This is a genomic window from Streptomyces chumphonensis (assembly GCF_014779715.1).
GTDB classification, from domain to species: Bacteria; Actinomycetota; Actinomycetes; order Streptomycetales; family Streptomycetaceae; genus Streptomyces; species Streptomyces chumphonensis.
Genome location: NZ_JACXYU010000012.1, coordinates 139,085 through 152,107 on the forward strand (window position 1 = coordinate 139,085; position 13,023 = coordinate 152,107).

12 protein-coding genes are annotated in these 13,023 nt (G+C 68.9%); 6 read left to right on the forward strand and 6 right to left on the reverse strand.

Annotated features, from left to right (window positions below; all coding sequences use genetic code 11):
- Nucleotides 1-9 precede the first annotated feature (9 nt).
- Both IF129_RS20555 and IF129_RS20560 read left to right on the forward strand, forming a co-directional pair.
- Complete coding sequence (locus IF129_RS20555; RefSeq protein ID WP_191211228.1) at nucleotides 10-483, forward strand: carboxymuconolactone decarboxylase family protein; 474 nt, start codon at nucleotides 10-12, stop codon at nucleotides 481-483.
- A 353-nt stretch (nucleotides 484-836) separates the two neighbouring features.
- Nucleotides 837-1,553 carry a Type 1 glutamine amidotransferase-like domain-containing protein gene (locus IF129_RS20560; RefSeq protein WP_191211229.1) on the forward strand — a complete coding sequence of 239 codons (717 nt, stop codon included), beginning with the start codon at nucleotides 837-839 and terminating at the stop codon, nucleotides 1,551-1,553.
- Nucleotides 1,554-1,901: 348 nt separating this feature from the next.
- On the opposite strand, the gene IF129_RS20565 is transcribed toward IF129_RS20560, so the two are convergent.
- The 6 genes from IF129_RS20565 to IF129_RS20590 all read right to left on the reverse strand — a co-directional run bounded on the left by IF129_RS20565 (nucleotide 1,902) and on the right by IF129_RS20590 (nucleotide 7,233).
- Nucleotides 1,902-2,312 (reverse strand): VOC family protein, encoded by a 411-nt coding sequence (locus IF129_RS20565; protein WP_191211230.1) that lies wholly within the window; start codon nucleotides 2,310-2,312, stop codon nucleotides 1,902-1,904.
- A gap of 513 nt (nucleotides 2,313-2,825) precedes the next feature.
- A complete protein-coding gene (locus IF129_RS20570; protein ID WP_191211231.1) occupies nucleotides 2,826-3,032 on the reverse strand; it encodes a hypothetical protein in 207 nt (68 codons plus the stop codon).
- Nucleotides 3,033-3,054: 22 nt separating this feature from the next.
- A complete protein-coding gene (locus IF129_RS20575) occupies nucleotides 3,055-3,657 on the reverse strand; it encodes a hypothetical protein (RefSeq protein ID WP_191211232.1) in 603 nt (200 codons plus the stop codon).
- 290 nt (nucleotides 3,658-3,947) lie between these two features.
- Nucleotides 3,948-4,523, reverse strand: a complete 576-nt coding sequence (locus IF129_RS20580; RefSeq protein WP_191211233.1) for a transcriptional regulator — start codon at nucleotides 4,521-4,523, stop codon at nucleotides 3,948-3,950.
- Nucleotides 4,523-5,923, reverse strand: a complete 1,401-nt coding sequence (locus IF129_RS20585; protein WP_191211234.1) for a helix-turn-helix domain-containing protein — start codon at nucleotides 5,921-5,923, stop codon at nucleotides 4,523-4,525. The genes IF129_RS20580 and IF129_RS20585 overlap by 1 nt, the downstream gene beginning before the upstream one ends.
- A gap of 776 nt (nucleotides 5,924-6,699) precedes the next feature.
- Nucleotides 6,700-7,233: a hypothetical protein gene (locus IF129_RS20590; RefSeq protein WP_224755297.1), complete on the reverse strand. Its 534-nt coding sequence runs from the start codon at nucleotides 7,231-7,233 to the stop codon at nucleotides 6,700-6,702.
- Between the two features lie 190 nt (nucleotides 7,234-7,423).
- Between IF129_RS20590 and IF129_RS20595 the strand changes: the two genes are divergently transcribed.
- The 4 genes from IF129_RS20595 to IF129_RS20610 all read left to right on the forward strand — a co-directional run.
- Complete coding sequence (locus tag IF129_RS20595) at nucleotides 7,424-9,436, forward strand: ATP-binding protein (RefSeq protein ID WP_191211235.1); 2,013 nt, start codon at nucleotides 7,424-7,426, stop codon at nucleotides 9,434-9,436.
- Nucleotides 9,437-9,628: 192 nt separating this feature from the next.
- Nucleotides 9,629-9,853, forward strand: coding sequence for a helix-turn-helix transcriptional regulator (locus IF129_RS26545; protein WP_318153862.1), 225 nt, complete (start codon nucleotides 9,629-9,631; stop codon nucleotides 9,851-9,853).
- Between the two features lie 555 nt (nucleotides 9,854-10,408).
- Nucleotides 10,409-11,011 carry a hypothetical protein gene (locus IF129_RS20605; protein ID WP_191211237.1) on the forward strand — a complete coding sequence of 201 codons (603 nt, stop codon included), beginning with the start codon at nucleotides 10,409-10,411 and terminating at the stop codon, nucleotides 11,009-11,011.
- Between the two features lie 290 nt (nucleotides 11,012-11,301).
- Nucleotides 11,302-13,023, forward strand: a 1,722-nt coding sequence (locus IF129_RS20610) for a DEAD/DEAH box helicase (protein WP_318153863.1), incomplete at its 3' end; no start/stop codon positions are given.

Genomic DNA, 13,023 nt, shown 5'->3' on the forward strand with positions numbered 1-13,023 from the left:
GAAGACCTCATGGACGCCCGCTTGAACCTTCTCGGCAATCCGTTCGCCGGCACGTTCCTGAAGCACCTCAGTGCGGCGGGCAGGGTGGTCACCGACTCCGCCCTGCCCGCCGTGACGCAGGAACTCGTGAAGATCCGCGCTAGCCAGATCAACGGCTGCGGTTTCTGCACCGACATGCACACCAAGGAAGCGGCGCACGCCGGCGAGAACGTGACGCGTCTGCACCTCGTCGCGGCGTGGCGGGAGGCCACGGTGTTCACCGAGGCGGAACGCGCCGCCCTGGAGCTGACCGAACAGGGCACCCGGATCGCCGACGCCGCCGGCGGGGTCACGACCGAGGCGTGGGTTACGGCCGCGCAGCACTACGACGAGCCCCAACTGAGCGCGCTGGTCGCCCTCATCTCCCTCATCAACGCCTACAACCGGCTGAACGTCATCATCCGGCAGCCCGCCGGCGACTACCGGCCCGGCCAGTTCGCCTGACCCGCGAGGGCACCGGTGCGGGGCCGCGAAACCCGCCCCCGCACCGGACCGTCGCGCGGACCCGCAGAGGTGCCGCGCCCGGGCGCCCCACCGCCCCCACCACGCCCTTGCGCCACCCGACGCGACACGCCGCCTCGCGGACGGGCGGGCGGCGGCAACCGTCGCCCGCGCCGCGACGAGTGAGGAGCGCGCACGGCTGCCGGACCGCCGGGCGCCAGGTCAAGTCGGACCTCGACGCCTACACGGCCCCGCGCTCGTCCGAGCCCGCCGTGCCGATCCTTGAACTCCGTCCCGCCGCCCGGCCACTATGGAAGACGGCTGACCGCTCCACGCGACCACCAGGGAGGTGCACCGTGGGCCCCGCTCCCGCTCGGCGAGTCGCTCTCCTCGGGGGAGGCTTCTCCACGGACGACGACCGGCTACTCGACGACTGGGTGCTCGCCCAGACGCCCGCGCCTCGCCCCCGGGTGTGCTTCGTGCCCACCGCCAGTGGGGACGCCGACGCCTACGTCGAGCAGTTCCTGGACGCCTTCCACGGTCGGGACTGCCGCCCCTCCGTCCTGCGCCTCTTCCGACGCGAACTCGACGACGAGGAGCTGCGCACCCACCTGCTCTCCCAGGACGTCGTGTACGTCGGCGGAGGGAGCACCGCGAACCTGTTGGCCGTGTGGCGTGCTCACGGAGTGGACCGGCTCATGCGTGAAGCCCACTCACGCGGCGCGCTCGTGTGCGGCATCAGCGCCGGCGCGAACTGCTGGGCCGACGCGTGCCACACCGACTCGTTCGGACCGCTGACGCCCCTGCGAGACGGACTGGGCCTGGTGGCGGGGTCGGTGTGCCCGCACTACGACAGCGAACCCGGCCGCCGTGCCTCCTACCGGACGTCCGTCGCCCAGGGCCGCCTACCGGCCGGGTGGGCGCTGGAGGACGGCGTCGGTGTGCTCCTGGAGAACGGCCGTTTCAAGGAGGGGGTCACGCGTTCTCGCGGATCCCGCGCCTACCGGGTGTTCCCGAACGGCGCGGCCCTCGCCGAGGAAAGAGGGCTGACCTGCCGCCCGCTCGGCCGTTGACGGCGCCGGTGGCGCACTGCCTGCATCTCCGCGACCGCGCCGGCACCGACATCGCAGCACCCGTGGTCCCCACCCCGTGCCGTACTGCGCCCGCGGAGCCGTAGAAGCCGCCTGAGCTGTGACCAGCAGCCTCCCACAGGCCCCGACGCCACCGGGGAGCTGCGGCCGTTCACCGCCGAGGAACCTCGACGCGGCCGAGTCCGAGGTCTGCGCATGAGGCCGCCGTGTTCGGAGTGCGCCGATACCCGGTGGGCCGCGGGCGGCCGACGGGGCCGACCCGTCGATGAGGACGCTCGTGTCAGCGTGTACGCCGCGCTCGTCGCGGAGGATGACCCCGTGCGGCTCGGATCAGCGCGTTTCCTGGATGCGGACGAGGTTGCCCGCGGGGTCCCGGAAGGCGCAGTCGCGGATGCCGTAGGGCTGCTCCGTCGGCTCTTGGACGACCTCGGCGTCGCTGGCCTTCACCTTCGCGAAGGTGTCGTCAAGATCGCGGGACGCCAGCAGGATCCAGCCGTAGGTCCCCTTGGCCATCATCTCGGAGATGGTCCTCCGCTCCTCGTCGGTGATGCCGGGATCGACCGCCGGGGGCGCCAGAAGGATGGAGGTGTTCGGCTGCCCGACCGGGCCCACCGTGATCCAGCGCATGGTGCCCTGGCCGACGTCGTTGCGCACCTCGAAGCCGAGGACGTCGCGGTAGAAGCCCAGGGACGCTTCGGGATCGGTATGCGGGAGGAAGCTGGTGTGAATAGCGATGTCCATGGCGTTCAAGAGTAGACGCTGCCCGGGCGTCCGCTCCTCGTCCCCGGGCCCGTGTTCGCTCTCGCCGACACGGTATCCGTGCCCCGGAGCACGGTGGGTTGAACGGCGGCGGTGAAATCGGCCAGGACAAGCGTCTGAAAGGTGGGCGGACGGCGCGCACTTTCTCCGCTTCACGGCTGTCGAGAAACCGACCGAGGGAATGCCACTGCCGTGGGAGGCCCGGCTCATACGCTGTCGACATGGCGAGGGTTCTGACCGAAGAAGCCCACTTCACGTACCTCTTCGTGCGCCCGAGGACGCACGCGTCCACGAGGAGTCTTGTCCGCGTCGGCCTGGTTGGTGAGCAGGGAGCGAGAGGTCCTGTCACCCGTTCACCCACGCGTAGTACTCCACCCTGCGCGAAGCCCTCGGCTTCCTGGTTGATTTCGGTCGGCCGGGACGCGAACCCTCGGCTTGGTTGACGGTATGGAGAGCAGGCCGGAACTCGCCCGGCCCTCCCGCGTTCCCCTCTCGTCAGTCTCGTTCGAAGCGGACCAGTTCTCCGTTGTCTACAACGGCGGTCAGTCGTTCGCCTGGCAGCTCTGTGACGGGAATTCCGGTATCGGCGGCAATACGGTTCGCCGGTATGCGTTCCGGATCGCTGCCGCTTCGGTGGGGTGTCGTCAGCTCCGCTTGGTCTCCGTACAGCAGCAGTACACGGACGGGCATGCGTTCGGTCATGACTTCTCCAAGGATTCCGAGGCTATGATGCGGGGACTGACCACTCGACGTAGCCGCCTTCCCCTGCCCCCTCCGGCGCGTAGATGATGCGCTCGGGCCGCTGGTCCTTGGGGACGGGGAACATGACGAATCCCCTTACGCAGCCCCCGGCGCGCACGGGGGCGTCCATGGGGAATTGCGGCCGGGGCAAGTCGCCGCCGGTGAGGCCGGTGATATCGACCCGGGCGCCGTCGGGGAAGGCGAGCGACCACGGGAACTGGGAGACGACGATCTCCCCCTCTTCGACACAGACCTTCGCCTCGAGCTGGCCCCACGTCTCGTCGGGAATGCCGGGATCGTAGGGTTCGATGGTGGTGATGGGCTGATGGTAGGCGACCGCCGTGGTGCTGCCGCTCGCACCGATCACCGTCTCGCTGTCTTCGTGCCCCCATTCCCACGCCTTGCCCAGGGGCAGCGGCTCGGGCGCAGCTTTCGGCGAGCTGGGAGCATCGGACGGCGGCTGCTCGGTCGGCAAGGCGGCGGGCGATGCCGGAGCCGGCTCGATCGCCGGCTTGTCGTCGCTGGCGCAGCCGATGGTCAATACCAAGGGCAGCAGGAGCTCGGCGCTGCGGAGCGAGTTGCGCATGTTCTCCCCAAGGGACGGCATGTGATGAGGACATGATCTGCCGCAGACACGCCGAGCGCGTCGGATTCCGGTACGGCCTTATCACACTGTGATCTTGGAAGAGCGCATCGTCCTCGAGCCGGTGAGCGGATACGGGCGGCGCCTCCTCGTAGCGAGCGTCACGGCCGGCCTCGCCGATTGGGCATTCCGGGTTAATACACCACGTGCGGGCACGGTCGTCGTCCGCACGGCCGTATGCGCAGCACTCTTCGGGCACCAGACGCCCCAGGTGTCTGAGGGCGCCCACGGGTTCAGGCGTTCCAGCCGATGGAGGAGACGTAGGCGAACGAGTCGTACTCACTGCCGAGGTCGTGGATGACCTCGTCCCAGACCGCGTCCAGCGTCTCGGCGTCGTCGGTGAGCCAGGCGTCGACGGCGACGTCCCAGTGCCGGGGCCGCACGGTCAACCGCCGGGTTTGGAGATCCCGGCGGTGGCGGGGGTCAACACGGGTCTGGTCGACGGGGTCGATCTCGATGCGGGTTCCGCCCCGGGTGGTCAGTCGGCGTTTGAGGTCGGCGGCGACGTTGTGGCGCCGCAGGTCCCAGTACGCCGCGTCCAGCCTCTGCTGGTTGGCCTTGTTGGGTAGGCGTTCCTCGGCGAGCCACGCGAACAGCGTCCGGGGCGTGACGTTGATCCCGGCGCGTTCTATGGCGGCGTAGCCGGCGGCCGATGCGGTGAGGTAGCGCAGGCGGGCGGCGATGCCGCGTTCGGTGTCGGCGGGGGAGGTGATGCCGGTGACCATCCGCTCGATCCCCGCGCCGAGGGCGTCGGCGCCGGGGATGCCGTGGGCGTTGTAGTGGCCGAGGTTCATCCACCGCCCGGCCATCAGCGGCCCCCGCCGACAGCGGTGACGGTGTAGGTGACGGGCTGTCCGTCGCGGTCGGTCTTGACCTTCATCTCCGCCAGCCCCCGCCCCTCAGCCCAGGTCTGCCGCCAGTCTCCGGCGAGGTGGAGTTCGTCGGTGCCCAGCGCGCACATCACTCCCAGCCCGGCCTGGTGGGCCTTGTGCGCGCGGCCCCACAGGTTGGCGAAGGCCTGGGAGCGGATCAGATGCATCCAGTCCGGGCGGGCGATGTCGCGGTTGTGGGAGGACTCGCCCAGGGTGGAGACGAACTTGGAGTACATCGCCTTCACATAGGTGTTGGTCACCTCGTCCCCGGCGGCGAGGGCGTCGGCGCGGGCGGCGGCGAGGACCTGGCGCAGGCTGTCGAGGAAGGTCTCGGTCGCGTTCGAGGTCCACGACTCGTGGATGACCGGCGCCTCCACCAGCCGGTGCTTGGGCCCGGCAAGGCGCAGCAGCAGCCGCAGCGTCGGCTCCGTCACCCACACCGGCCCCGCCTCCTCCCGATCCCCCAACGGCGACGGCAGATCCGCATGCTCCCAGACGGGCGGCGTGATCAGATGCACCCCGGCCCGCTTACGGTCATGCTCCCCACCGACGGTGTGGGTGAGCTTCCCGATCGGCAGCCACGTCTTCAACGCCGACAGGTAGGCCGCGTTGACGTCCAGCGCCGTCACCCCCACCTCACCATCCGGATGACGCCGAAACCCCGGATGCCGCCACGACGGCCGCGCCTCCCAGATCAGATCCGGATCCGACTTCGACGGCTTACGCAGGATGTCCGGCAGCGCCGGATAGGCCGTGTGCTCATACCGCGCCTGCGCCCGGGTGCGGGCGAACAGGGCCATCACGTCCGGGATCGCCTGCTTGACCAGCGCCCCAGCCGCAGCGTCCGCGTCACCGCCGGCCCGGGTCAGCTCCTGGTCCACGGCCGCGGCGATCTTCTCCCGCAGTTCCGCGTGGACCTGCTCGGTGGAGGTGGTGCGGCGCCGGTTCTGGTGCCGGGCGTGCCCGGCCCGCGCCTCCCGTGCCACCGGGCTCTCCGCAGCCGGCGCCTGCGCGGCCTGGACCTGCGGCGCACCGGGGGCGGGCTGCGGCTGCACGGCGGTGTGCGGCTCCTGCGCCGGGGCGGGGGCGGGGTGGATCTGCGCGAGCCCCTCCAGGAGCCGCAGGTACTTCCCCCGCGACGGCGAGGACGGCATCCCGCCCGCCTCCCAGTTCGCCACCGTCTGCCGCCCCACCCCCACCGCCTTCGCCACCTGCTCCAGCGACAACCCCGCCGCCTTCCGCAACCGCACCCGCTCCGCCGGATCGTCAAAGGCCGCCGCCAGCTTCGCCTCCGCCAGCAGCGCCGCGACCCCATCAGCCCCAAGCTCACCACTCATGGCAACAGGATACATAAAAACCTAACGCCATGTTAGACATTCACTGGCATTCGAATGGGCGAAGCGCGTTCCGGTAAGAGACGGTGCGTCGATCGGGAAGCCGGCTGTGTAATCGAAGACTGGTCACGTTGGTCAGGGCCGGGCCGGAGATTCGCGGCAAACCGCCGCTTCCTCTCCCAGGAGCCTCCTACAGTGGCCTCATGAACACATTCGCTGGGGTGGCTCAGTCTGGGAACTGATGCTGGTGAAGCGCGCGGTCGGGACAGCCCTGTCGAACTCGGCGAGCGGCGGGTACAGCACGCTCCTGCGCGACGGCGCCCGGACCTTGGTCGGCCACGCGGACCTGCTCAACGGGAGACGAGCCGTCGCCGGGCTTGTCGCGGTCTCCGCGGTAGCGGGCGGTGCGCTCACCGCCGCCACCATGAAGGTGACGCCGCACCTTAAGACGAAGTTCCGCCCCGGGGCCCAGGACACAGCAGAGGAGGCGGCAGAAGCCACCTCTGACACCACTGCTGAGGATCAGGAGATCTCCAGGGGCCGCGGCTACGCGCTGTCTGACCCATCGGGCGTATCTCTCCAACGGCCTGATAGAGGTGCCGGTAACGATCAACCTTCGGCGACACACGCGTAAGGTTCGATGACAGGGCGCACCAGGAGACCGAGGATCAAGGCTCGCTCCAACACCATGCGGGAAGCATGTGACCTCACGTCAGGCGAACGCGATATGGCGCATGCTGATCACCCTTACATCGGCAGCCGTAGCCATCACCGGGGCCTCAGTGCGCGGCCTGCTCGCGCAGGAAGCGGCGCTCCTTGATCCGTCGACGCACCTGCCACCAGCGGGCGGTGTAGGCGAGGTCTTCCCGGCAGATATCCAGGAACGCATCACGGGCGGCCACCACGGCCTCGGCTTGTCGCTGGAAGCGGTCGGCGTTCTTCTCGCCCAGGTTCAGGTCGCTGGTGGCAGCAACGAGGATCTCCGCGGTGGCGATGACGTGCACGCTGCCGCACAGCCGCACCCCCTGCAGCGCGCCGATGAGTTCGCTGCCGAGCTCCCACGCCTGAGGCAACTGGCCCAGCAGCACCTTGTTCGCCGCACGCCCGGCCTCCCGACGGAGATGGGCGAACTGGTAGGCGTAGCCGAACGAGCGGGCGGATGCGTCCAGCAGCCGCCGGTATGCCTCCGCGCGGTCCTCGTTGCTACCCAGCCGGGGCACGCCTGTGGGCCGGTACCGTCCGATCAGAGCGCTGGCCACGCTGCCCGTGGCCTTGATGCCGGCAGCGGCCACGCCCGGCGTTATGAAGGTCATGCCCGGTTCTACCACCTGGCTGCTCCGGCGCTGGGGCGGACGCTGCAGCAGCCAGACCGGACGAGCTGTCTGGCACCGACCGGCAGGACCGGGCCTGGGTCAGCGACGCACTGTCCGTGGAGTCCACAGGCACTACGTGGTGTTGATGTGGGATGGACAAACTGTTCCATCCTGCTAAGGATGGGCTGTTATGGCGGATCACGTACTCCTGGAAGCCGGGGATGACCTGGTGCGGCAGCTCTCGCACGAGCGAGAGGCCGTCAAGGCTGTCTTGGAACTGGTGTGGAATTCACTTGACGCTGACGCCAACAAGGTCGACGTGATCATCGAGCGAGCCGGTACCACGGGCGTGGACAAGATTGTCGTCAGTGACGATGGGGACGGCATCACTCCGGAGAAGGCGTGGACTGCCTTCAGGCGAGTTGGAAACTCGAACAAGCGCGTAGGTGGCACAACTGACCGGCTCGGGCGCCCGCTCCACGGAAAGGCTGGCCGCGGGCGTCTGCGGGCCTTCGCCTTGGGCGACTCGACGCGCTGGACGAGCACGGCCCGCGCAACTGACGGCGCCATGATGCGTACCACCATTGAGTCGGACGTCCGTCGGCGAACGACGTGGACCATCGACTCACAGCCAGCAGCCGAGACGGATCGTTCGGGTACCAAGGTTGAGCTGTGGGGGAAACAGGCCAGCCACCTTAACAGGCTTCTGGAACCCAAGGCTGCCGCCCAGATCACGGCAGCTCTCGCCCCCTACCTGCTGACATGGCCAGATGTCCGGGTCACCTATGACGGTCAGCGCATCGACCCGCAGACCCAGATCCAAGCCGAGGAATTCGAGGACCTCAGCTTCGACTACGAAGGACAAACGCACCCCTTCCATATCCGGCTGATCCACTGGCGCACGGGAGCAGTGCGGACCATCGCTCTATGCGACGACGCCAGCGCCCCGGTGGAAAGCCTCGACGTCTCCGCTGAGCACGCTGACTTCTCCTACACTGCTTACGTTCTGTGGGCTCCCATGCCTCAGCACCGCAACGAAGTCCACCTCATCACGCTGGGCGGTGACACTCCCCTGGGGCCTCTGCTGCGCGTAACCCGCGAGTGGATCAGCACCCGGCTCGAAGAACGGCGACGACGCCAGCGCCGACAGCTCGTGGACCGGTGGATCGAAGAGGGCGTCTACCCCTATTCACGTCAAGCCATAGATGACCAGGCTCGCGCCGAGCAGGCGACGTTCGATTTGGTCGCCACCTCCATCAACCGCCACATCACCGGCGATCGGACGAAGAAGCGGCTCACGCTGTCACTGCTGCAGAACTCCCTGCGCCACAACCCTGACGAGATGGTGGAGATCCTGGAAAGGGTACTGAGTCTCAGCGGGGAAGACGTCAGTCACCTGCACGGCCTGCTTCAGCAGACCAGCCTGTCCAACATCATTCGCGCATCGTCCATCGTCACCTCGCGGCTGCAGTTCCTGACCGCTCTCGAGCACCTCGTGTTCGACGTGGATACCTACGGCGTCGTCAAGGAACGCGACCACCTCCACAAGATCCTGCAACGCGAGCTGTGGGTGTTCGGCGAAGAGTTCAACATGATGCGCAGCAGTGAGATCGGCCTGACCCGCATGCTGGAACACCACCGACGGGCAGTCGGCTGGGATCCGACCCCCGACGGACCCGTTCGCGTGGTCGACGGCAGCACCCGGCGGGTGGACCTGATGCTCTCTGCGGAAAGCCATGAACATGACCGTGTGCGGCACCTCGTGATCGAGCTCAAAGCCCCTTCCGTTGACGCCGACCGTGACCAGGCGCTGCAGGTTGACGACTACATGCAGGCCGTACTGAACGAGCCCCGATTCGCCAACGTCGAAACGACCTGGGACTTCTACCTGGTCGTCCGCTCGGTCAAGGACAGGCTCAAGCCCTCTCTCCGCCAGGCTAACAAGCCCGAGGGCCTGTACAGCGAACCCACCCAATACGAGCACGCCAGCGTCCGAGTCTGGGTGCGCACCTGGTCCGAGATCCTGCGCGAAGCCAAGCAGCGGCTGGAGTTCGTCAAGAACGGCATCGACCACAACCCCTCCCTGGGGCAGGCCCTCGCCTACCTCCAGCACCGTCACGGCGACCTCATTCCCGATCAACTTCGCCAGCCGGCAGGCGTGCCCTCCCCGCGTGCTGGTACAGCACACCACCCAGCCGTCTGAGGCAGCACCCCTATGGTGCGGGGCCGCTCGGAGACCCAGCTGCGTCGCCGTGCCACCGCCCAGCCAATCTCGAGAGGGGTCGGCAGCGGGCCACTGAGAGAATCGAGCCGTCAGTACCCGCCCCGGACGGCGCCTACCGCGTACACCGCTGCAGCGGGGCCACTGAGCCGGAGGGGAGCAGAGCGTCATGAAGTGGAGGGTGCTCAGCCAGAGGCGGCACGCGAATGGTCCTACGACGAACTCGCCGCTCGTAGCGGCCTGTCCCGCCGCACACTCATCGAGATCGAGCAGGGCCGAACCGTCGGCAGCCTCGCCACATGGCACGCCCTCGCCCACGCCTTCGACGCCCCTATCGATCAACTACTTGGACCTCTGTGCGCCGGGCACGAACCGCCCACGCACGTCCACGGAGCCTGAGGTCGGCCAGCACCGGCCCGTACACGGAAGCGTGAGAGCCACTCGACGAGTGAGCGAGCGGGGAACACCCGTCCGCCGCCTGCTGGTACCTCGACCTCACTGTCGGCGCATCCCTCCACGCACCGCTCGCGCAGTCTGTTCACGGCGCCGCGAGCACACCGCTTTCGAACCTCAGTGCCGCATGCGGGCAGACGTTCACAGGTGATCACTGAACAGTAGGACCCGGCTCGCGCGCTTGGCCCAGCACCCCAACGCTAAGGGCGACCGTCTCGGCAAGCGACATCGCCGCACACGCTAAGGCGAGTCGCAGATGCAGCTGCCGAACAGCGAGGTAAGCCCATGCCGAAAAAGCGCCGTAAGCCCCGAAAGCCCTTCCGCACCCCCAAAGGCGCCGCCGCGGCCCCTGCCCGTGGCCGCCCGTGGAGGGCACTGACGCCTCAGCCGGCGACCTGTGGGACGACTTCCTCAACCACTATCCGCGACACCGACGCTGCCGCGGCAGCGGTGGAAGGAGGAGCACGCGTTGAGTGGTGGGCCAACACGGACGGTGCCCCCATGCGGCATCAGATGATCGCCACCCAACGCGGCGCCACCGTGGAACAAGCCATCCTCCTGGACTTCTCGCTCGCAGCCGCCGTGAAGTGCGGGTGGCTGCAATCCGAGGACCGCGGCCGTACCCGGGACAGCGTGCTCGCCGAACTACAACAGCTCCACGACACCCTGCGCCCCTCTTTGGAAGCAGAAGTCCAAGCTGACCGCCCCGACTACCGAGCCAAGGGCTTGGAGGCCTTCGCCGAAGAAGACCCGCACGGCTACCCACGATTCGGATGGGGAGCCCGCTACGCCGTCTCCGAGGTGCGCCACTGGAACGACACGTGTGACATCGCGGCCTGGAACATGGGTGTGCGCTTCGCCTTCCTGAGCCCCTCCACCGACCACGTGCCCGAACTCCACCCAGCAGCACTCCACGTGAAACTGCGGCTCCGTGGCGTGCCCCTCATCGTCTGCGACGCGTGCGAGTACCCCATCACCAGCCGGCCCCCTCGCTGGCCCGGGGGTGTGGGTAACCCTCATCACCGAAAGCGGCCCTCTCTGCACGGACCCCGGCCCAAGCGTGACGAAGGCCCCGCCCCACCCGTACTGGTACACCCACGATGACGACCACTTCGGGCGCCCACATCGTCCACGTGACCAGGCCACCACGGCGACCGTCCCGTGAGACGCACAGAGGCCGGCACTGCCTGCGCCATTTCGGACCAGACTCGACGACGCCACCCGGCGCTACGGACCCCCGGTCACCGCCCCCCGCAGCCCATCCCGCAAGGCACCACCGGACAGGACCAACAACCGCACCAACAAACCTCACACGGACAGCACTTGCGCACCGGAGCACCCCCTCGCGTGCTCGCCGCAACCGCACTACGAGATGGGAAAGTTGCGCTGTGGATGTGACTGACGAACAGACGTCGCCAACCACCGTCGCCGCACTGGTCAGGCAGCGTTGGCAGTCCGTCCTGGACGAGGACGGACTCCTGGCGCGCTTCCGGGAGCCGGGATGGTCCTACCAGGAAGAAGTCCCTCGCCCCTGCCCCACGTGCGAGGCGACGCTGCACTCACTGCGCCGCCCCTACGAATCCGGCGGCCGCCAGTACCGCTACGTCGCCGTGGTGTGCCCGGCCTGCCCCCAGGCCTACACCCTGGCCGACCTGGGGGTGAAGACCTACGACAAGCTGACCGCTCCCCGCGAACCGCGCACGGGCGCGACCACCTCTCCCGTGACCCCACAACCGAAATCGACCGCTCCCAGCCCTCCTCCCCTCGCCACAACCACGACCGAACGGCCCGCGGAGCCTTGCCCGCCCGGCCCCACCACCTCCGCGAAACGGCAGCCCGCGCATGTATGGCCGCCGCACCTCGCCCTCCCGGCCGATACCGAACAGCGCGCCCTGCTGTGGTGCAAAGTGACCGCCCCGGACTGGCGGCCGTCCAAGCAGATGCTGACAGCAGCCGAGGACATCCGCGTCATCGTCCCGGCCGGCCCCGACTTCGACGCACTGCGCACCTTCCTGGCCCAACACGACGTCCCGGTCCGCAGCGCAGACCACTGGACAGAGGCTGAGCAGGTCGGCACCGTCGGGGACCTGGGCGGCGCCACGGACCTGGTGGCCCTCACCGCCACTGCCGCACCGGCGGCAGGCCCGGCCGCCTACGCAGCCCGCGACGCCTTCGCCGCACAGTGGGACGCGCTGGCGGACCTGCCCGCGAACGACGCGGCAACCCACGTTCCCGTGGCCGACCTGGTCCCCGAAGGCTGGCAGGAACTACTGCCGCACCCGACCTTCAACCCCGTCCAGGCCGCCGCCGTCCCCGCTGTCCTGGAAACCGACCAGCACCTGACGATCGTCGCACCCACCGGCGCGGGCAAGACCGCCATCGGCATGGTCGCAGCCCTCCAGACCCACACCCGGGGCCGCAAAGCGGCCTGGCTGGTGCCCCAGCGGTCCCTGACCGACGAACTCGACCGCGACCTGGAGACCTGGCGACGCGCCGGCCGCCGCGTCGTCCGCCTCACCGGCGAGTACGCCGTCGACGCCGAACTCATCCGCACCGCGGACCTGTGGGTGGCCACCACCGAGAAGTTCGAGGCGATCAGCCGCACCGGCTCCCTGCGCGCCGCCCTCGCCGAAGTGGGCTGCCTGATCGTGGACGAGATCCACCTGCTCGGGGATCCCACCCGCGGCCCGGTCCTAGAAGCGCTCCTGGCCCGGGTCCGCGAAGACAGCGCCCAGGTCCGGATCGTGGGCCTGTCCGCCACCGTCGCCAACGCCGGGCAGGTCACCGACTGGCTGGGGGCGCGCCTCATCCGCTCACCCTGGCGCCCGACACGCCTGACCTGGCAACTCCCTCTCCTGCCAGAGGCGGCCGAAGCCCCTGAATGGAACGTCCGCTCCCACGCCCGCACCGTCGAGGCTGTACGGATCGCCCGTGGCATCACCGAGACAGGAGGCAGCGTCCTGGTCTTCTGCGGCAGCAAACGAGGCGTGCGCGCCACGGCCCTCGCCCTGGCCGCCGACCGCGGAGTGTCCACCAAGGGCGCCGACCCTGACGACAGCGAACTCGTCGAGCGGCTGTGCACCCGCGCCGGCGTGCGCCTCCACTACCGCGACTGG

Bases quoted from the DNA above. Each gene is read 5' to 3' on its own strand.
- IF129_RS20595 (WP_191211235.1), top strand. From the start codon at position 7,424: ATGGCGGATCACGTACTCCTGGAAGCCGGGGATGACCTGGTGCGGCAG.
- IF129_RS20590 (WP_224755297.1), bottom strand. From the start codon at position 7,233: ATGACCTTCATAACGCCGGGCGTGGCCGCTGCCGGCATCAAGGCCACG.
- IF129_RS20565 (WP_191211230.1), bottom strand. From the start codon at position 2,312: ATGGACATCGCTATTCACACCAGCTTCCTCCCGCATACCGATCCCGAA.
- IF129_RS20605 (WP_191211237.1), top strand. From the start codon at position 10,409: ATGCGGCATCAGATGATCGCCACCCAACGCGGCGCCACCGTGGAACAA.
- IF129_RS20555 (WP_191211228.1), top strand. From the start codon at position 10: ATGGACGCCCGCTTGAACCTTCTCGGCAATCCGTTCGCCGGCACGTTC.
- IF129_RS20575 (WP_191211232.1), bottom strand. From the start codon at position 3,657: ATGCGCAACTCGCTCCGCAGCGCCGAGCTCCTGCTGCCCTTGGTATTG.
- IF129_RS20570 (WP_191211231.1), bottom strand. From the start codon at position 3,032: ATGACCGAACGCATGCCCGTCCGTGTACTGCTGCTGTACGGAGACCAA.
- IF129_RS20580 (WP_191211233.1), bottom strand. From the start codon at position 4,523: ATGGCCGGGCGGTGGATGAACCTCGGCCACTACAACGCCCACGGCATC.
- IF129_RS20585 (WP_191211234.1), bottom strand. From the start codon at position 5,923: ATGAGTGGTGAGCTTGGGGCTGATGGGGTCGCGGCGCTGCTGGCGGAG.